The organism is Exiguobacterium sp. R-17, assembly GCF_049913315.1.
In the GTDB taxonomy this organism is placed as follows: domain Bacteria; phylum Bacillota; class Bacilli; order Exiguobacteriales; family Exiguobacteriaceae; genus Exiguobacterium_A.
This window is the reverse complement of sequence record NZ_CP184372.1, coordinates 1,816,217-1,837,308: the sequence shown is the minus strand read 5'-3', so window position 1 is coordinate 1,837,308 and position 21,092 is coordinate 1,816,217. Positions and strand designations below refer to the sequence as shown.

Genomic DNA, 21,092 nt, shown 5'->3' with positions numbered 1-21,092 from the left:
GACGGATCGTCATGGGGGGGACTCTTTGTCACACGAAGAGTCCCTTTCTTCATAATTGAGAGAGGAGGAAGTGCGGATGTTTCAATGGTTGAATCAGACGAAAGAAACCGAAACCTATGACCGGGTACCAGAGCATGTCGCTATCATCATGGACGGAAACGGTAGATGGGCACAAAAACGCGGACTTCCGCGTATCATGGGACATCGCGAAGGTATGAAATCGATTCGTGAAGTCGTTCGGGTTGCAAATGAACTCGGCATTAAGAGTCTGACATTATATGCTTTCTCGACGGAGAATTGGACGCGTCCGGAAGAAGAAGTGAGTTTTCTCATGAAGCTGCCGGCGCAATTCTTAGAGTCGGATTTAAAAGAGTTAGACGCGCAAAATGTTAAAGTCGAGGTAGCAGGAGAAGTATCACGCCTCCCTCATTTCACACGTGAGGCAGTGGAACAAGCGAAACTGGATACGCAACATAATACAGGACTTCGTCTGATTTTCGCTCTGAATTATGGAGGACGCGATGAACTCGTTCAAGTCATGCAAAAACTGGGCGAACAGGTTCAGGCAGGAACACTGTCACCGGATGCGATTACAACGGAGACGATTGAACGCGAGTTGATGACAGGATCCGTAACCGACGTCGATTTCGTCATTCGAACGAGTGGGGAACAACGGTTATCGAACTTTTTACTTTGGCAAGCGGCATATGCGGAGTTTTATTTCACAGACGTCTTGTGGCCAGAATTTCGCCGAAATGCTTTCTTAGCAGCAATTGAAGATTACAATCAACGGACACGCCGATTCGGTGGCGTCTGATTAAATGAGGAACTAGCTTATGAAAACTCGAATCATCACAGGGATATGGGCTGGTGCTATCTTTTTGGCACTTCTGTATCTCGGCGGACTTCCCTTTTTAGCATTTATGGCAATCTTAACGCTTCTCGGATATACCGAGCTCGTTCGGATGCGACAATGGAGCGGCTCACGCGTTCCTCGGATTCTGTTTGGTATTGGGACGTTATTGCCTTTCGTTGGTATTTATGAAGAAGCAGTCGATCAGACGCTTCCGATCGGACTTTCGCCAATCGCTTGGGCAATGATCATTTTATTGATCGGTCTCTTCTGGAACGTATTCTCAAAAAATGTCTTTACGTTCGATGATGTTGCGTTTTTACTGCTGACGGCCGTGTATGTCGGTGTCGGTTTTGCATCATTCGCCTATATCCGCTTACTCGAACACGGATTAACGTGGTCACTGTTGATTATCCTCTTGATCTGGTTCACGGATTCAGGCGCTTACTTCGTCGGGAAACGATTCGGTAAGAATAAACTGTGGCCGTCGATCAGTCCCAACAAAACGATCGAAGGGGCAGTCGGTGGCGTACTGCTTGCCATCTTACTCGGTGTCGTATTTGAAAGTATCGAACCGACAGTCGGTATTGGGAAAGTCATTGTCCTTGCCATCATCGTTGCCGTCGTTGGGCAACTTGGTGACTTGGTCCAGTCTGCTTACAAACGCCATTATGGTGTGAAAGATTCTGGAACGTTACTACCGGGTCATGGTGGTATTCTAGATCGGTTCGACAGCATGATGATCGTCTTTACGGTCCTCGTCGTACTTGATATCTTTGCTTGAGGAGGCACTTCATTATGAAGAAAATCAGTATCATCGGTGGTACAGGATCGATTGGTACGCAGACGCTCGATGTCATTGCGGCTAATCCAGACCTTTTTGAATTGACGAGTTTTGCATTTGGTCGAAACACGACGGTCGCCATACCGTGGTTGAACCGTCTGCAACCGATGCTTGTCGGCGTCCAAGATGAGACGACACGTCAAGAACTCGAGCAACACTTGACTTATCAGCCAACGATCGTTGTCGGTGAAGAAAAATTGCTTGATGTCGTGACGCATCCCGAAGTCGATACGGTCATTACAGCGGTCGTAGGAGCTGTTGGCTTACGTCCAACGCTTGCTGCAATCGAGGCGGGTAAGACGATTGGTCTTGCGAATAAGGAGACACTCGTCACGGCAGGTCATCTTGTCATGAAGTTGGCACGTGAGAAAAACGTGACGATCTTACCAGTTGACAGTGAACATGCGGCGATTTTCCAATGCTTAAACGGGGAACGTCGTGAAGATGTGCGTCAAATCATCTTGACGGCTTCAGGTGGTAGCTTCCGCGACCAAACGCGGGATGAGTTAGCGAATGTTACGGTCGAACAAGCACTAGCGCATCCAAACTGGTCGATGGGAGCAAAAATCACGATTGATTCTGCGACAATGATGAACAAAGGGTTCGAAGTCATTGAAGCACACTGGTTATTTGATGTCGATTATGCAGATATCGATGTCGTCATTCACCGTGAATCCATCATCCACTCGATGGTCGAATTCAACGATGGTGCGGTCATGGCACAACTTGGTATGCCTGACATGCGAGAACCGATTCAGTACGCTCTTACATATCCGTCCCGCCTTGAAATTCAAGGGGGAGAACGGTTAAACTTAAAGGAAATCGGACGCCTACACTTTGCTGATGCTTCATTTGAGCGTTATCCGTTGTTGCGACTTGCTTTTGAAGCAGGTCAAGCCGGCGGATCGATGCCATCAGTACTCAATGCTGCGAACGAACAAGCGGTGGATCGCTTCTTAAAAGGAGACATTCGCTTTTTAGAAATCGAAGCGAGCGTTGAGGCGGCGCTTCAAGCTCATGAACTTATCGAGGAGCCTTCCTTGGATCAAATCCTTGAGGCTGATCGATGGGCGCGTGAGTTCGTATCGTCTCTTACATTCGCTAACTAAGGATGGGATAAGTAATGACGACCTTTATTTCAATCGTGCTGATGTTCGGTGTACTCGTCGCCGTCCATGAATGGGGTCATCTCGTGATGGCGAAACGGGCAGGTATTCTCTGTCGGGAATTCGCGATTGGATTTGGACCGAAGATCTTTTCAGTGTTTAAGAATGAGACGTTGTATACGGTACGTCTGTTGCCAATCGGCGGTTACGTCAAGATGGCGGGTGAAGAACCGGAACTCGTTGAGATCAAATCAGGTCAAACCGTCGGATTACAGTTAAAGGACGGCGTCATCGAGACGATTTATTTCGATGCGGATCAGCCACAAGTCGACCAAGTCGTTACTGTCGAACGGATTGACTTATTGCGTCAACTCGAACTCGTTGGATTACAAGACGAGACATCGGTTCGCTACCCCGTTTCACCGACAGCATTTCTCGTTGAAGGTCAGACACGGACACAAATTGCACCGTACGATCGTACATTCGGTTCGAAATCCGTGTGGAAGCGCGTCCTTGCGATCGCTGCAGGACCGTTCATGAACTTTGTCCTCGCGTTCGTTATCCTGTTCGGTCTTGCCTTATATAATGGCTCTCCAACGGGGGACAGCGTCATCGGAACAGTTCAAAAGGGTTCTCCGGCCGATCAAGCTGGACTTGTTGAAGGTGACCGGATTGTCTCGGTCAACGGTCAGGATACAGCCAAATGGACTGATTTACGTGCTGGATTCCAAGATCGTGCCGGTAAAGCGACAGAAGTGAAATACGAACGTGATGGGAAAGAAACGACAACACAAATCACGCCAAAAGTACAACAGCAAGGAGAACAGAAGGTCGGCATCATCGGCGTCACGAATGAGACAGAAAAATCATTCGGGACAGCACTCCAAACCGGAGTTTCAGAAACATGGCGGATGTCGACGCTCATTGTCGGAGCTGTTGGAGATCTCGTGACGGGTGTCGTCGGCGTCGATCAATTATCAGGACCAGTTGGGATCGTCAAAATGACCGATCAGGTCGCAGATAGTGGGTTCTCGATGCTATTGACATGGACAGCATTGTTGTCCGTCAACTTAGCAGTCTTCAACTTATTGCCACTTCCAGCACTTGACGGAGGACGATTGTTGTTCCTCTTCCTTGAAGCCTTACGCGGTAAACCAGTTGATCCTCAAAAAGAAGGATTGGTTCACTTCGTCGGTTTCGCGCTTTTGATGCTACTCATGCTCGTCGTCACTTGGAACGACATTCAAAAATTCTTTTAATTAATCACTCAGTCAAAGGAGTTCGTGACTCATTATGAAACAATCAAAACTATTCATGCCAACGTTGCGTGAAGTACCATCTGATGCAGAAGCCATCAGTCACCAACTCTTGCTTCGTGCAGGATTCATGCGTCAAAATGCCGCTGGGATCTATTCGTATCTACCACTCGCAAAACGAGTACTCGCAAACATCGAGACGATCATCCGCGAGGAATTAGAAGCGGCGGGTGCGCAAGAATTGCTCATGCCAGCGATTCAGCCAGCTGAACTATGGGAAGAGACGGGACGTTGGGATATCTATGGACCTGAATTAATGCGCTTGACGGATCGTCATGATCGTCGGTTCGCGCTCGGTGCGACACACGAGGAACTGATCACTTCGATCGTTCGTGATGAATTGAACTCGTACAAAAAGTTGCCGGTCAACCTCTTCCAAATTCAAATGAAGTACCGTGACGAACGTCGTCCACGCTTCGGTTTATTACGCGGTCGTGAGTTTATCATGAAAGATGCTTACTCGTTCCACTCGTCACAAGAGAGCTTAGACGAAGAGTATCAAAACATGTTTGATACGTACTCGCGGATCTTTACACGTGTCGGTCTTGAGTTCCGTCCAGTCGTCGCTGACTCAGGTGCGATAGGTGGTAGTGGAACACATGAGTTCCATGCGTTAGCAGCAATCGGTGAAGATACGATCGTCTATTCGGATCAGTCGGACTATGCGGCAAACTTAGAGATGGCAGAGTCGATCGACGCCTATCCGAAGCAAGACAAAGCACCAGAAGCACTTGAAGAAGTGCATACGGCAGATGCGAAGACGATCGAAGCGGTCAGCGCACATTTGAATTTACCAGCAAACGAATCAATCAAGACCGTCATCTTCAAGACGGAGCAAGGGCTTGTCATGGCACTCGTCCGGGGCGATCACGAAGTCAACGATATCAAGTTGAAAAACTATCTCGGTGCACTCGACATCACGATGGCGAGCGACGAAGAGATTGAAGCAGCGCTTCACTCAACGCCTGGAACACTTGGACCAATCGGGGCAGATATGAAGGTCGTCGCGGACTACGCGATTCGTGCCTTGACGAACGCTGTCTGTGGTGCAAATAAAGCGGAAACGCATTATATCCATGTCGACCCAAGCCGTGATTTCGAAGCAGAATATACAGACTTGCGCTTCGCAGAAGAAGGTGACGCGTCACCAGACGGTAACGGTCAAGTCAAGTTCGCTCGCGGGATTGAAGTCGGTCAAGTCTTCAAACTCGGAACACGTTACTCAGAAGGAATGGGAGCGACGTTCCTCGACGAGGGCGGTAAAGCACAACCTCTCATCATGGGTTGTTACGGCATTGGTGTCTCGCGGACATTGTCGGCAGTCGTTGAACAACATTATGATGAGCGTGGAATCATTTGGCCAAAAGCAATCGCGCCATACGATGTTCATTTAATCGTCGTCAACGGTAAAAATGCAGAACAGCTCGAACTCGGAGAGACACTATACCGTGAGTTAACGGCTGCAGGATTTAGCGTCTTGCTTGACGACCGGAAAGAACGAGCAGGTGTCAAGTTCGCCGATGCTGATTTGATCGGTCTACCGGTTCGCTTGAACGTTGGGAAAAAAGCGACAGAAGGAATCGTCGAATTAAAAGCCCGTCGTGGTGGCGATGCAGAAGAAGTTGGACAGGAACAAGTCGTTGAGGCTGTTCGTTCACTCTATGAAGGTTTAGAATAAAGAATGGAGACGGTCACTTTTCATAAAGTGACTGTTTTCTTGTCTCACACCCATTCGCCCCTTGGGCAATCCGCAAGAGGAGGAGGAGTTGCTGTCACGGTGTGAAGCGATCAGACAGCACAATTGCGAGTGGATACACAACAACGCATGTCACTGTTGCTCAGTGACTTGGAATTACCGAACGGTATCATTGAAGAATACTTTCACGAAGCAGTTCTCGAGAAGCTTCGCGTCAATAAAGCAAAGGCAACCTGGACATTTGAAATTCGCTTGCCACATGTTTTACCCCAAAACGTCTATCAACTCTTTACGAGTCGTTTGACAAGTCGGTATCAGCAATTTGCCGAAGTCAAAATCATATTACACGCAGATAGCCGTCCAGATGAACGGATGTATCATGATTACTGGCCATATGTCGTGCAGGATCTCGCAGATGTCTCATCGGCAATGCGGACACAACTCGGGCGTGTCTTACCGGAGTTTAAAGAACAGAAACTATTCATTCCGGTCCGAAGTGAACCGGAAGCAGGTTTCTTAAAGAGTAGCTTATGTGGGGAATTACAATTACTCTATAGTGCTTACGGATTCCCAAAATTCAACTGTGAACCGATTGTTCAGATCAACGAATCGAAACAAGAAGCGTTGCGAAATCAGGTGAAACAGGAAGACATGGAAGAAGCAAAACGGATGCTCGAGTTGCAATTCAAACGGGAACAATCGCGAGATGACGATGATGGCCCTGTCGAAATCCGGATCGGGAAACCGATTCAAGATGAGATCGTTCCGATCAAGACGATTCAAGATGAGGAACGACGGATTGCGATCCGTGGTCTTGTTTTCTCAGCTGAGAGTCGTGAACTACGAAGTGGGAAGACAATTTTTACGTTCAAGATGACAGATTATACAGACTCGCTCGTCGTCAAAATGTTTGCGCGTGACGAAACAGACGTCAAAATCCTCTCAGCCATCAAAAAAGGCATGTGGATTCAAGCAGCAGGTCGTGTCGAGTTCGATACGTTCCTGCGCGATCTCTGTATGATGATTGCCCAACTGTCAGAAGTGAAGATGGAAGCCCCTGCTGACCCTTGGGCAGGCGAGAAACGTGTCGAGTTACATGCGCACTCGCAAATGAGTCAGATGGACGCCGTCATGAACGTGACAAAATACGTCGAGCGTGCCGCAAAATGGGGTCACCCTGCTGTCGCGATCACGGATCACGCCGGTGCACAAAGTTTTCCGGATGCCTACTATGCCGGAAAGAAAAACGATATCAAGGTACTGTACGGAATTGAAGCAAACGTCGTCAATGACGGGGTGCAAGTCGCCTACCATCCGGTGGAGCGCAATTTGGATGACGCGACATTCGTCGTCTTTGACGTCGAGACAACGGGTTTATCGGCGATGTACAACAAGATCATCGAACTTGCAGCTGTTAAAATCCACGATGGTGATATCATCGATAAATTCGAAGCATTTGCGGATCCGAAGCATCTATTGTCGGCGACGACGATTGACTTGACAGGGATTACCGATGATATGGTCCGGGGAAAACCAGACCCGGAACAAGTCGTCAAGGAATTCATGGACTGGGTCGGCGACTCGATTCTCGTTGCTCACAATGCCTCGTTTGATATTGGATTCTTGAATGCGACACTCCGGTCTGGTGGTCACGATGAATCAGTCTTACCGGTCATTGATACGCTTGAGTTAGCCCGTGTCCTGATGCCGACACTTAAAAACCACCGATTGAACACACTTGCGAAACGATTTGACATCGAATTAACGCAGCATCACCGCGCCATTTATGATGCGGAAGCGACAGGCTATTTGATGGTCAAGTTGCTGCAAATGGCAGATGAGATGTTCAACATGAGGACACATGCCTCACTCAACCGAGAGATGGGAAAAGATATCTCGCGGGCACGACCATACCACGCGACGGTCTATGCGAAGAACCGGACGGGCTTGAAGAATCTGTACCAATTGATTTCGATTGCTCACACAAAACACGTGCACCGTGTCGTCCGCACACCACGCTCGCAACTCATCGCACATCGGGATGGATTGATCATCGGGTCAGCTTGTGATAACGGCGAGGTATTTGATGCCGCCTTGAATAAGTCGGACGAAGATTTAGCAAAAGTGATGCAGTTCTATGATTTCATCGAGATTCAGCCACCCGCAATGTATAGTCATTTGATCGAACGGGAAATCGTTCAGAATGAACTCGAACTGCGCGAACTGATCAAAAAGATCATCCGCGTCGCGGAAGAACATGATATCTTACCAGTCGCGACTGGTAACGTACATTACCTCGATCAACATGACGCGACGTACCGGGAGATCTTGATCCGGACGCAAGGTGGAGCGAACATGCTGAACATGCGAAAACAATTGCCACCGGCGCATTTCCGGACGACGAAGGAAATGATGGACGACTTTAAGTTCCTCGGACCAGATGTGTCGGAACGTCTCGTCATCACGAACAGTCAAGCCGTCGCGGAACAGTTCGAGAACATCGATATCATTCCAAAAGATCTTTATACACCGAAGATCGAAGGGGCAGACGAAGAAGTTCGGAATCTATCGTACGATATGGCGCACCGGATTTACGGCGAGACGTTACCGGAGATCGTCGAAGCCCGACTCGAAAAAGAGTTGAAGTCGATTATCGGTCACGGATTCGCTGTCATCTATTTGATTTCCCATAAACTCGTAAAAAAATCACTCGACGACGGCTATTTGGTCGGTTCACGGGGATCGGTCGGATCAAGTCTCGTTGCGACGATGACCGAGATTACGGAAGTCAATCCATTACCACCGCATTATGTCTGTCCGAATTGTAAGGAATCGGAGTTCTTCGATGATGGTTCCGTTGGTTCGGGATTCGACTTACCGGATAAATCCTGTTCGAAATGTGATATCCCGTTGTTTAAGGATGGTCATGATATTCCGTTCGAGACGTTCCTTGGATTTAAAGGGGATAAAGTACCGGATATCGATTTGAACTTCAGTGGAGAATACCAACCGCAAGCCCATGCCTATACGAAAGTCTTGTTCGGTGACGATTACGTCTATCGTGCCGGAACGATCGGAACGATCGCCGAGAAGACGGCGTATGGCTATGTCAAAGGGTATCAGTCGGAGAATGAGCTGACGTATCGGAATGCGGAAGTCGATCGTCTTGTCAGTGGTGTCACTGGCGTCAAACGGACGACTGGTCAACACCCGGGAGGGATCATCGTCGTACCGGACTACATGGATATCTATGATATCAGTCCGATTCAGTATCCGGCAGACGATATGGGTTCTGAATGGAAGACGACACACTTCGACTTCCATTCGATTCACGATAACTTACTCAAACTCGATATTCTCGGTCACGATGATCCGACGATGATCCGGATGCTACAGGATTTATCGGGACGTGATCCGAAGACGATTCCGGTCGATGACCCGGAAGTCATGAAAATCTTCAGTTCGACGGAATCAATCGGTGTGACGCCGGAACAGATTGATTCAAAAACGGGAACGCTCGGTATTCCGGAGTTTGGGACGAAGTTCGTTCGCCAAATGTTAGAGGAGACGAAACCGACGACGTTCTCAGAGCTCGTTCAGATTTCAGGACTCTCGCACGGAACGGATGTCTGGCTTGGAAACGCCAGCGAATTGATCTACAACGGAACGTGTGAACTAAAAGATGTCATCGGTTGTCGAGATGACATCATGGTCTACTTGATCTACGCCGGTCTTGAACCGTCACTTGCCTTTAAAATCATGGAGTCGGTCCGTAAAGGGAAAGGACTCTCGATTGACATGGAAGAGGCGATGATTGAGAACGATGTGCCGCTCTGGTATATCGATTCCTGTAAGAAAATCAAGTACATGTTCCCGAAAGCCCATGCTGCCGCTTACGTCTTGATGGCTGTCCGGATTGCTTATTATAAAGTCCATCATCCGATGTATTACTATGCTTCGTACTTTACGGTACGTGCGGGTGACTTTGACATCGGTGCGATGAATAAGGGCTCTGCTGCTGTTCGGAAAGTTTTGCAAGACATCAAGGATAAAGGATTCGAGGCAACGGCGAAGGACAAAGGGTTGTACACGGTTCTTGAAATCGCGCTCGAGATGATTGAACGCGGCTTTACGTTCCAAAAGGTCGATCTCTATCGCTCAAGTGCAACGGAATTCCTCATTGACGGGGATACGTTGTTACCACCTTTTAACGCCGTGACAGGTCTAGGGACGAATGCTGCGAAGCAAATCGTCGAAGCACGTAAAGGCGGCGAATTCCTCTCAAAGGAAGATCTCCAAAAACGCGCCAAGTTATCGAAATCCATCATCGAGACGCTCGATAACCTAGGCTGTCTCGAAGGGTTACCAGACGAGAATCAGCTCTCCTTGTTCGACTTGTAAGCCCTTAGGAACACTTGCTTTGAGCGCTTTCCTATGCTATATTGAGTGAGGAAATGTTTTTTATACTACGACTTGGAAGGAGTAGGGGGACCTGCTCCTTTCTTGTTTGTTTTTTGAAGGAGGATGAAGATGACGAACGTAACGGAAAAGGTCGAAGCGCTCGCAAAACCAATCGTCGAACGAGAGGGGATGGAGCTAGTCGACGTTGAATTCGTCAAAGAAGGGGCGGATTGGTTCCTACGTGTCTCCATCGACAAAGAGGGTGGCGTAGATCTTGAAGACTGCGTCAAAATCAATGAACAGTTATCGGAAGCATTGAATGACAATGATCCGATCGACGAGCCGTATTACCTCGACGTCGCTAGTCCAGGAGCGGAACGTCCACTGAAGAAAGACGAGGACTTCGAAAAGGCGATTGGGAAACATGTGTACATCAAAACGCACGATCCAGTAAAGAATGCGGTTGAATTCGAAGGAACGTTGCTCGCGTACACACCTGAGATGCTTGAAATCGAAGTGCGTGTCAAAACAAGAAAATTGAAAATTGAGATACCGGTCGACAAGATTTCACTTGCGCGACTTGCGGTAATGTTCTGACGGAAAGGAAGAGAACGATGGGACCACAGTTACTCGAGGCGATCAATCAAATCGCGAAAGAGAAGGAAATTGACAAGAACATCATCATCGATGCGCTCGAACAGGCATTGATTTCAGCGTACCGACGCAACTTCGGAAAAGAGTCGGAGGCTGTAAAGGTCGAATTCGACCAGCAGACAGGAGACATTCGTGTCTTCGCGCTCAAGGAAGTCGTCGAACGATTGACGCAACCAGAGGAACAACTCTCGCTTGAAGAGGCGCACGAGATCGATCCGACATATGAACTCGGCGATTTCCATAAAGTCGAAGTGACGCCAGGCGATTTTGGTCGCGTTGCGGCACAAACAGCAAAACAAATCGTCACACAAAAAATGCGTGAAGCAGAACGCGAACGCATTTACAATCACTTCGCGGATCGTGAAGACGAGATCATGACAGGTATCGTCGAGCGTCAAGATGCACGCAACTTGTACGTCAACCTAGAAGGTATCGAAGCTGTCTTGACGACACACGAGCAAATGCCGAACGAGCGTTTCGGGATTCGTGATCGCATCAAGGTGTACGTCACGAAGGTTGATCCGATGGTCAAGGGATCAGGGGCATCGATTCTCGTATCACGGACACATCCAGGTCTCTTAAAACGTCTCTTCGAAATCGAAGTACCAGAGATTTCAAGTGGCGAAGTCGAAGTCAAGTCTGTGGCGCGTGAAGCGGGCGACCGTTCGAAAATCGCAGTCGCAGCGGACGACATCGATCCAGTCGGTGCATGTGTCGGACAAAAAGGGGCGCGTGTTCAACGCATCGTCAATGATTTGAACGGGGAAAAAATCGATATCGTCCGTTACTCGGATGATCCGAAAGAATATGTCGCGAACGCACTCAGCCCAGCTCAAGTCGTTGCGGTCTATGTCAACGAACCAGCGAAAGCGACAATCGTCGTCGTTCCAGATTTCCAACTGTCGCTTGCAATCGGGAAACGTGGTCAAAACGCGCGTCTCGCAGCAAAATTGACTGGTTGGAAAATTGATATCAAGAGCGAGTCTGAAGCGGAAGCGATGGATCTCGAAGATGTCTTCGCGACGGAAGAGCCGGCAGTAGAAGCGGTCCAAGTTGAAGGCGAGGAATAATTCGTGCAAAAAAAGGTACCATTACGAAAGTGTGTCATCACACAAGAAATGAAACCGAAAAAAGAGTTGATTCGTGTCGTCCGAACACCTGAACAAGAAGTCGTCATCGATTTAAATGGTAAGATGAACGGGCGGGGTGCCTATTTATCGAAAGATGCGGCAGTTATTGCGACGGCGAAGAAAAAACGGACGCTTGATCATCATTTAAAGGTCAAGACGACAGATGCCTTATACGATGAATTGCTTGAAATCGCGGGAGGTACAAATGAGTAAATGGGAATCCCTTCTCGGTCTCGCGAATCGAGCTAGAAAAGTGACGACGGGAGAAGAACTCGTACTGAAAGAAGTACGAGGAGGGCAAGCGAAGCTTGTTCTTTTAGCAGCAGATGCGGGGGCTGCCACGCGTAAGAAAGTCACAGATAAATGTACGAGTTATCAGGTTCCTTACCTAGAAGTCGCCGACCGTACGATTCTCGGTCAAGCATTAGGAAAGGATGCGCGTGTTGTCGTGTCAGTCAATGAAGCCGGATTTGCGAAAAAGCTAACTGAACTCCTCTCGAACGACTAATTGGAGGTGGATCCTTTGGGTAAACGTGTATACGAATTCGCCAAGGAACAAAATGTAACAAGTAAGCAGGTCATCACCCAGCTTGAAAAGCTGGAGAAACCAGTCAAGAATCATATGGCAGTATTAGATGAACAGACAGTACAGCAACTCGATCAAGTATTTAATCCCGAGAAATATCGGGCTCAAAAGACGGAGGCTCCAAAACAAGTGAAATCAGATAATAAACCGAACCGACCAGGAAGTACAAACAAACCAGCAGGTAACCAATCACGTAACAGCAAAGGCGGACGCCCAGAATTCGGCAACCGTAACAACCGTGGCGGCAAACGTCGTCCGAACCAAAAGAAAGCAGAACCGCGTAAACTTGAAGTAGCGGATCCGAACTCGAAGTCGAGTCAACGTAAAGCTGCTCGCCGTGCACAAGAAGAGGCGATGGCAAACGTCGTTCAATACTCTGACAACTTGACAGTCGGTGAACTCGCTGAAAAAATGGCGAAAAAACCGAATGAACTGATCATGAAATTGATGGGTCTCGGTGTCATGGCGAACATCAACCAAGATCTTGATGACGAGACAGTGGAACTTCTCGCGACAGAGTTCGGCTTTGAAGTCGAGAAGACAGTCCAAGTCGATGAGACGGACTTTGATCAGTACGAATTGAATCTCGACCAGTACGAATTGTCTGAGCGTCCACCGGTCGTTACGATCATGGGACACGTTGACCACGGTAAAACGACATTGCTCGATTCGATTCGTAACACGAAGGTTACTGCAGGCGAAGCTGGCGGGATCACACAGCACATCGGTGCTTACCAAGTTGAGATCGACGGCAAGAAAATTACGTTCCTTGATACACCAGGTCACGCGGCGTTTACGACAATGCGTGCACGTGGAGCAGATGTCACGGATATCGCGATCATCGTCGTTGCAGCGGATGACGGTGTCATGCCACAGACGGAAGAAGCGATCAGCCACGCGAAAGCAGCTGGCGTTCCAATCATCGTTGCTGTCAACAAGATGGATAAAGAAGGCGCAAACCCAGACCGTGTCAAACAAGAATTGACAGAGTTCGAACTCGTTGCAGAGGACTGGGGTGGCGATACGATCTTCGTACCCGTTTCAGCACTTAAAGGTGACGGTATCGATGAATTGCTCGAAATGATTCTTCTCGTTTCAGAAGTACAAGAATACAAATCAACACCAGAAATGAACGGTCGCGGAACAGTCATCGAGGCGAAACTCGATAAAGGACGCGGTCCAGTCGCGACGCTTCTTGTACAACACGGAACACTTCGTGTTGGGGATCCAATCGTTGTCGGTCACACGTTCGGTCGTATCCGGGCAATGGTCAACGATATCGGTCGTCGTGTTAAAGAAGTTGGACCATCGACGCCAATCGAAATCACAGGTTTGAACGACGTACCGAAAGCAGGCGATCAATTCTTCGCATTCGAAGATGAGAAAAAAGCCCGCCAAATCGGTGAAGCGCGTTACCAGCGTGAAATCGAAGCACAACGTCGTGATTCGGCGAAAGTCAGCTTAGAAGATCTCTTCGATCGTATTAAAGAAGGCGAAGTCAAGGACCTCAACATCATCATCAAAGGTGACGTACAAGGTTCAGTTGAAGCCTTAGCCGGTTCATTGAAGAAAATTGATGTCGAAGGTGTTAAAATTAACATCGTACACTCAGGTGTCGGTGCCATCACGGAAGGTGACGTCATCCTTGCTTCGGCAGCGAATGCAATCATCATCGGATTCAACGTTCGTCCGGATGGTAACGCGAAATCAATGGCGGATCAGGAGAAAGTCGAAATTCGTCTTCACCGGATCATCTATAACGCAATCGAAGAAATCGAGCAAGCGATGAAAGGTCTTCTTGATCCTGAATTCGTTGAAAAAATCATCGGTCAAGCTGAAGTCCGCGATGTCATCAAAGTATCGAAAGTCGGTACGATCGCAGGTGGATATGTCACAGAAGGTAAGTTGACGCGTGATGCAGGCGTCCGTGTCGTTCGTGACAGTATCGTCATCTACGAAGGAAAACTCGATACACTTCGTCGTTTCAAAGATGATGTCAAAGAAGTCGCTACTGGCTATGAGTGTGGAATTAAGATTGAAAAATATGATGATATCAAAGTCGATGATGTCATCGAAGCGTTCATCATGGAAGAAGTCAAACGGAAGTAACAGAACGGAATCCATTCTTCCGAACTGGAGGGAATAAATATGAGTTTACGCTCGAATCGTGTCGCCGAACAGATGCGTAAGGAAATTACGCAATTGCTCATCAAAGATGTCAAGGATCCTCGCGTCAAGACGATTACCGTCACAGGTGTCGAAGTGACAGGAGACTTACAACAAGCGACGATCTTCTACTCGGTCCTCGGTGACGAAAAAGCACGTGAGGATGCGCGCATCGGTCTCGAAAGATCAAAAGGCTTCATGCGCAAGGAAATCGGATCGCGGATTCGTCTACGGAAAACACCTGAACTATTGTTCGAGGTCGATTCTTCTGTCGAATACGGATCACGCATTGATGAGTTGCTTCGGAATTTGAACAAAGATTAACATCTAAGGCAACCACGTGTGTGGTTGCCTTTTTTCAAGGAGGAACTAACGTGGAACCCATCGGAGTATTACCGTTAGATAAACCAGCGGGTATGACGAGTCATGATTGCGTCTTTCGTCTACGTCGCTTGTTTCAAACGAAAAAAGTCGGACATACAGGTACGCTTGATCCGGAAGTAACGGGTGTCTTACCGATTTGTCTCGGTCGAGCGACGAAGCTTGCCCGCTTCATCACGGATGAAGGAAAGCGCTACGCGGCGGAAGTGACGATTGGCTTTGCAACGACAACGGAAGATGCGCACGGGGAAACAGTTCGCGAAACAGCGGTTGAACCGGGAGCTATTACCGAGGAAGCAATTGCAGACATCTTGACTCAATTGACAGGAGAGATCGAGCAGACGCCACCGTATTATTCAGCTATTAAAGTGAATGGGAAAAAACTATATGAATATGCACGAAAAGGCATTGAAGTCGAACGACCGACACGAATCGTCCGCATCGATCGATTAGAACGGACATCGGACCTTGTGTTTGAAGGTGGTCTTTGTCGTTTCCGTCTCGATATCGCTTGTGGAAAAGGAACGTATATTCGGACATTAGCAGTAGAAATCGGAGAACGACTTGGTTACGCGGCACACATGAGTGAACTACGCCGGACAGGCTCTGGTGCGATTGCTGAGACGGATACAGTGACTCTTGAGACACTCGAATCGTATGAGACGGTCGAAGAACGGATGCAACACGTTCTACCGATTGAACACGTCATCCAAAAATGGCCACGCTTGACGGTCGATGCGTCAACAGCGCAACGTGTCTTGAACGGAGCAAAGCTAACAAGCATTCCAGTCGAATTCGAGCTGTTTACTGTCTATAATGAAGAAGACGTACCTTTAGCGCTATATCGACGTCTTCCAGAAGAACAGGTAGCACGCGTCGAGGTCATGCTACAAATCGATTAAGATCGGAGAGAGCATTATGGACATCATACATTTAACATATCCGGAACAACCTCAAAAAGACCCTGCTGTCATCGCACTCGGCTTTTTTGACGGTGTACATCTCGGACATCAGCAAGTCATCGCAGCAGCACGGAAAGAGGCGGAGGCTCGTCGCCTGCCTTTGGCTGTCATGACCTTTGATCCCCATCCGAAACAAGTGCTTGGTAAAGGGGATGAACCAGTCCACTACATCACGCCGCTTGAACGCAAATTAGAGAAACTCGAGCAGCTTGGTGTCGATCGTGTTTATGTGATTGAGTTTACGATTCCTTTCTCGGAATTATCACCGCAAGCTTTCGTCGACGAATATCTGATTGCGTCTGGAGCAGAACACGTCGTTGCTGGATTCGATTATTCCTACGGTCGCTTCGGAGCCGGCAAAATGGCGACGCTTGATTTTCATAGTCGTGGCACATTTACGCATACCGTTGTAGCAGAATTCCAAGAAGAAGCTGAAAAGATCAGCTCAACCCGGATTCGTCGTTTACTTGCTGCAGGAGAAGTCGAACCGGCTGCACGTTTGCTTGGAGAATCCTACCAAATCAAAGGCACGATCATTCACGGTGACGCACGCGGACGGCAAATCGGTTTCCCGACAGCCAACATGCGACCGGAATTCGCCTACGTCATTCCGAAACTTGGTGTGTATGCGACATTCGTTCGCTTAGCAGACGGTCGCCGGTTCAAGGCGATGACGAATGTCGGGAGACGCCCAACGTTCTATGAGACGGGAGACGTCAGTATCGAGACGCATCTTCTTGACTTTGATGAAGATCTTTATGGTCAAGAATTGACGCTTGAATGGATCGCTTACTTACGCGATGAAAAAGCCTTCAACGGTATCGATCAATTGAAAGAACAATTGGCACGGGACCGCGAAGAAGCAAATGTACAATTAAGCGTTTGACAGTACGGACAGGGTTCGTTATGATAGGTCAGTACGATCACGTACAGCCGATTCACTTGGCATCTGGTCTCACCATCCGATGCTCGGGAATACGGTCATTTATAAGATGGAGGTGGAGTGACAATGGCACTCACAAAAGAACGTAAAAACGAAATCATCGAAGCATATGCTACGAAACAAGGCGATACTGGTTCGCCGGAAGTACAAGTTGCTGTTTTAACTGAACAGATCACAACTTTGAACGATCACTTACGTACACACAAAAAGGATCACCACTCACGTCGTGGTCTCTTGAAAATGGTCGGTCGTCGCCGTAACTTGCTCACATACCTTCGTAACAAGGATGTTGCACGTTACCGTTCGTTGATCGAGCGTCTTGGTCTCCGTCGCTAATCCCGACGAGAACGAGGTAGGGAAGCAGGAGCATCGTCTCCTGTTTCTTTTTTTTGCCGATTCATGGACTTTTTGCGCAAGAACCTACATAATTAGATTTGAATGAAAAAACGGATAGCAGTGAGAGGAGATTTGTGCATGTCACAAACAAAACAGACGTTTTCGACCGAACTCGGTGGACGTCCATTAACGATTGAAATCGGTCAATTAGCAAAACAGGCGAACGGAGCAGCATTGATTCGCTACGGTGATACAGCCGTTCTTGCTACGGTCGTTGCATCAAAACAACCAAAGGACTTAGATTTCTTCCCATTAACAGTGAACTATGAAGAAAAATTATATGCGGCAGGGAAAATCCCAGGTGGATTCCTTAAACGTGAAGGACGTCCTGGAGAGAGCGCGATCTTGACTTCGCGTCTGATCGACCGTCCAATCCGTCCATTATTCCCGGATGGTTTCCGTCACGACGTACAAGTGGCGACGACGGTTCTTTCGTCAGATGCTGACAATTCACCAGAAGTCGCTGCGATGATCGGGGCTTCGATTGCGCTTTCGATCTCGGATATTCCATTCGACGGTCCAATCGCAGGCGTGACGATCGGTCGCGTCGACGGAGAATTCGTCGTGAACCCGACTTCAGCGCAAATGGAAGTCAGCGACATCGACCTTCAAGTTGCCGGAACAAAACATGCCGTCAACATGGTTGAAGCAGGTGCGAAGGAAGTATCGGAACAAGCAATGCTTGAAGCGATTTTACTTGGACACGATGTCATCAAGGAAATGATCGCGTTCCAAGAAGAAATCGTCGCACAAGTCGGTAAAGAGAAGTTCGAATATACGGTATCAAGCTTCGATGAGACAATCGTCAATCGCCTGAAAGCAGAAGCATTGGCAGAAGTCACACAAGCGGTTCAAGTTGAAGAAAAACAAGCGCGTGACGTTGCTATCAACGAAGTCATCGCAAAATACATCGAGTTGTATGCAGCTGACGAGTCCGTCACAGCAGAGCAACTGGCAGAAGTATCAGGCGTGCTCAACAAGTTCGTCAAAGACGAAGTCCGTCGTCTCATCACGGAAGACAAAGTTCGTCCAGATGGTCGTGGTCTTGCTGAGATCCGTCCGCTTGATTCAGAAGTCGGTCTCTTGCCACGTGCACACGGTTCAGGTCTGTTCACACGCGGTCAGACACAAGTCTTGTCTGTAGCGACACTTGGTGTTGCGGGTGACGCTCAAATCATTGATGGACTTGGTCTGAAGGAAGAGAAACGTTTCATGCACCATTATAACTTCCCACCATTCTCAGTTGGGGAAGCACGTCCGATGCGTGCACCAGGTCGTCGTGAAATTGGTCATGGGGCACTCGGAGAACGCGCACTTTTACCAGTTCTTCCGAATGAAGTTGATTTCCCGTACACGATTCGTCTCGTGTCAGAAGTGCTTGAGTCGAACGGTTCTTCATCACAGGCTTCCATCTGTGGTTCGATCCTTGCCATGATGGATGCGGGTGTTCCATTAAAAGCACCTGTCGCTGGTATCGCGATGGGCTTGATCATGGAAGGCGAAAATTACTCGATCTTGACAGATATCCAAGGGATGGAAGATCATCTCGGAGATATGGACTTTAAAGTCGCTGGAACTCACGAAGGTGTCACAGCTCTCCAAATGGATATGAAAATTGGCGGAATCACGCGTCAAATTCTTGAAGAAGCACTTGAACAAGCACGTCTTGGTCGTCTGCATATTCTTGAGCATATGCAATCTGTCATTGCTGAACCGCGTGTCGAATTGTCGCAATACGCGCCGAAAATCGTCACACTTAAAATCAATCCAGATAAAATCCGTGATGTCATCGGACCTGGTGGTAAAGTCATCAACGGTATCATCGATGAGACAGGCGTTAAGATCGACATCGATCAAGACGGAACAGTCTTTATCGCTTCGACGGATCAAGCTGGCATCGATCGTGCCCGTCAATTGATCGAAGATATCGTCCGTGAAGTCGTCGTCGGTGAAGAATTCGATGGAACGGTCCGTCGCGTTGAGAAATTCGGTGCATTCGTCGAATTGTTCAAAGGAAAAGACGCACTCGTCCACATCTCGGAACTCGCACTTGACCGTGTTGGTCAAACGGAAGATGTCGTTAAACTTGGAGATAAGCTAAAAGTCCGTGTCACAGAAATCGATGACAAAGGACGCGTTAACGCGTCGCACAAAGTCCTGCTCGTCGAAGGATTAAGCGAAGAAGACCGTGCCGCATACGAAGAAAAGAAAAAGACAGAGCGTGAGAACCGCCCGCCACGCCGGGATCAGGGTTCACGCCCACCACGTGACGGACAACGTCCACCACGTCGTAACTAATGAATCCAAGGTGGCTCGACGGTGCAGAGAATGCAACGAGAGCCACCTTGTTTCCTATATTTGGAGGAATTACTATGATCGAACGGATACAACTAGAAAACGGGGTTCGACTAATCGTTGAACGGATGCCAGAAGCACGCAGCGTCGCGACCGGAATCTTCATTCAAGCAGGAAGTCGGACGGAACAGGTCGAGGAGCATGGTATCAGTCATCTCATCGAGCATATGATGTTCAAAGGAACAAAACGCCATACGGCAAAAGAGATTGCGGTTTATTTTGACCGACTTGGTGGAAATATTAATGCGTTCACGAGTAAGGATCAAACGTGTTATTACGTCAAGACATTAGATGAACATGCAGGTGAAGCCTTTCAAGTGTTGGCGGACATGTTCCTCGAATCGACGTTCGATGCGGAGGAACTAGAAAAAGAGAAAAAGGTCGTCATTGAAGAGATTAAAATGTACGATGACACACCAGATGATCTCGTCCATGAGTTATTAGCTGTTGCGGCTTACGGAGAGGATGTCATGGCTCGTCCGATTCTTGGAACGGAAGAGAGTGTACTTCGGATTGATCGTACAATGATTGAACAGTATCTCGAAGAAGCATATGCTCCGGATCAAATCGTCATTTCCGTTGCCGGAAACGTCTCAGACGAGTTGATTACGCAGATTCAAGAGCGGATGTCGATCCTCATATCACGATCGAAGACCCGTGAGACAGCGTCACCAAGGTTACAAAATGGTGTGATTCGTAAGGAAAAGGATACGGAACAGGCACATATTTGTTATAATTTCCGTGCGATTCCTTCTGCTGATCCACGATTGCCTGCCCTCGCCTTACTCAACAATGCATTCGGTGCGACGATGTCGAGTCGCTTGTTCCAATCAATCCGAGAGGAACGCGGTCTTGCTTATTCGCTCTTTTCCTATTACACGACGTTTGACGATCATGGCACGTTCACGATCTATGTCGGTACGTCTCCGGAATCAGTCGAAGAGGTCGAACAGGTTCTCGCTGCTGAGATTGATCGCTTGAAGCGAGACGGACTATCCGCTAAGGAACTCGAAGATGGCATTGAACAGCTAAAAGGTTCTCTGATTTTAGGAAACGAAGGCACATCGAGCCATATGAACCGAAATGCCCGAAATGAGTTGCATCTGCATCGTCACCCGTCACTCGAAGAAGTACTAGCGGATGTAGAACGAATTCGTCCATCGGACATCGAAGGGCTGATTGAGCACATCTTTTCGGAGGAACCGGCAAAGGCCTATATTCTTCCGGCAGACCAAGAAGAGGAAGCATGACAGCAGAACGGAATAGATGAAACATATGAAATGACGATGTCGAGAAAGAAGGA

The 21,092-nt window shown here is 48.3% G+C and carries 17 protein-coding genes; all 17 read left to right on the top strand.

Annotation, left to right across the window (positions count from 1 at the left end):
• The first annotated feature begins 76 nt into the window (after positions 1-76).
• The 17 genes from ACN9MT_RS09840 (at position 77) to ACN9MT_RS09760 (ending at position 21,039) form a co-directional block, all read left to right on the top strand.
• Positions 77-817, top strand: a complete 741-nt coding sequence (locus ACN9MT_RS09840) for an isoprenyl transferase (protein WP_035407050.1) — start codon at positions 77-79, stop codon at positions 815-817.
• 19 nt (positions 818-836) lie between these two features.
• Positions 837-1,637 (top strand): phosphatidate cytidylyltransferase, encoded by an 801-nt coding sequence (locus tag ACN9MT_RS09835; protein ID WP_426272140.1) that lies wholly within the window; start codon positions 837-839, stop codon positions 1,635-1,637.
• A gap of 14 nt (positions 1,638-1,651) precedes the next feature.
• Positions 1,652-2,806 carry a 1-deoxy-D-xylulose-5-phosphate reductoisomerase gene (locus tag ACN9MT_RS09830; protein ID WP_035407056.1) on the top strand — a complete coding sequence of 385 codons (1,155 nt, stop codon included), beginning with the start codon at positions 1,652-1,654 and terminating at the stop codon, positions 2,804-2,806.
• Positions 2,807-2,820: 14 nt separating this feature from the next.
• Positions 2,821-4,062 carry an RIP metalloprotease RseP gene (gene rseP / locus ACN9MT_RS09825; RefSeq protein ID WP_056062204.1) on the top strand — a complete coding sequence of 414 codons (1,242 nt, stop codon included), beginning with the start codon at positions 2,821-2,823 and terminating at the stop codon, positions 4,060-4,062.
• A 34-nt stretch (positions 4,063-4,096) separates the two neighbouring features.
• The gene (locus ACN9MT_RS09820) at positions 4,097-5,797 is read left to right on the top strand and encodes a proline--tRNA ligase (RefSeq protein ID WP_035407061.1); all 1,701 of its coding nucleotides are present in this window, start codon (positions 4,097-4,099) and stop codon (positions 5,795-5,797) included.
• Positions 5,798-5,944: 147 nt separating this feature from the next.
• Positions 5,945-10,216 carry a PolC-type DNA polymerase III gene (locus ACN9MT_RS09815; RefSeq protein ID WP_426273503.1) on the top strand — a complete coding sequence of 1,424 codons (4,272 nt, stop codon included), beginning with the start codon at positions 5,945-5,947 and terminating at the stop codon, positions 10,214-10,216.
• Between the two features lie 129 nt (positions 10,217-10,345).
• Positions 10,346-10,813 (top strand): ribosome maturation factor RimP, encoded by a 468-nt coding sequence (gene rimP, locus ACN9MT_RS09810; RefSeq protein ID WP_023468684.1) that lies wholly within the window; start codon positions 10,346-10,348, stop codon positions 10,811-10,813.
• 17 nt (positions 10,814-10,830) lie between these two features.
• A complete protein-coding gene (gene nusA / locus ACN9MT_RS09805) occupies positions 10,831-11,940 on the top strand; it encodes a transcription termination factor NusA (RefSeq protein ID WP_023468683.1) in 1,110 nt (369 codons plus the stop codon).
• A gap of 3 nt (positions 11,941-11,943) precedes the next feature.
• Positions 11,944-12,213: an RNase P modulator RnpM gene (gene rnpM, locus ACN9MT_RS09800; protein WP_023468682.1), complete on the top strand. Its 270-nt coding sequence runs from the start codon at positions 11,944-11,946 to the stop codon at positions 12,211-12,213.
• Positions 12,206-12,508 carry a YlxQ family RNA-binding protein gene (locus ACN9MT_RS09795; protein WP_023468681.1) on the top strand — a complete coding sequence of 101 codons (303 nt, stop codon included), beginning with the start codon at positions 12,206-12,208 and terminating at the stop codon, positions 12,506-12,508. The genes rnpM and ACN9MT_RS09795 overlap by 8 nt, the downstream gene beginning before the upstream one ends.
• Positions 12,509-12,523: 15 nt before the next feature.
• Complete coding sequence (gene infB, locus ACN9MT_RS09790; protein ID WP_035407064.1) at positions 12,524-14,695, top strand: translation initiation factor IF-2; 2,172 nt, start codon at positions 12,524-12,526, stop codon at positions 14,693-14,695.
• A 39-nt stretch (positions 14,696-14,734) separates the two neighbouring features.
• Positions 14,735-15,076, top strand: coding sequence for a 30S ribosome-binding factor RbfA (gene rbfA / locus ACN9MT_RS09785; protein WP_035407069.1), 342 nt, complete (start codon positions 14,735-14,737; stop codon positions 15,074-15,076).
• A gap of 50 nt (positions 15,077-15,126) precedes the next feature.
• A complete protein-coding gene (gene truB, locus ACN9MT_RS09780; RefSeq protein ID WP_426272139.1) occupies positions 15,127-16,035 on the top strand; it encodes a tRNA pseudouridine(55) synthase TruB in 909 nt (302 codons plus the stop codon).
• Between the two features lie 16 nt (positions 16,036-16,051).
• Positions 16,052-16,981, top strand: a complete 930-nt coding sequence (locus ACN9MT_RS09775; protein WP_426272138.1) for a bifunctional riboflavin kinase/FAD synthetase — start codon at positions 16,052-16,054, stop codon at positions 16,979-16,981.
• A gap of 123 nt (positions 16,982-17,104) precedes the next feature.
• Complete coding sequence (rpsO, locus tag ACN9MT_RS09770; protein WP_023468676.1) at positions 17,105-17,374, top strand: 30S ribosomal protein S15; 270 nt, start codon at positions 17,105-17,107, stop codon at positions 17,372-17,374.
• A 138-nt stretch (positions 17,375-17,512) separates the two neighbouring features.
• A complete protein-coding gene (pnp, locus tag ACN9MT_RS09765; RefSeq protein WP_426272137.1) occupies positions 17,513-19,732 on the top strand; it encodes a polyribonucleotide nucleotidyltransferase in 2,220 nt (739 codons plus the stop codon).
• A 74-nt stretch (positions 19,733-19,806) separates the two neighbouring features.
• Complete coding sequence (locus tag ACN9MT_RS09760; protein ID WP_426272136.1) at positions 19,807-21,039, top strand: M16 family metallopeptidase; 1,233 nt, start codon at positions 19,807-19,809, stop codon at positions 21,037-21,039.
• Positions 21,040-21,092: the final 53 nt, after the last annotated feature.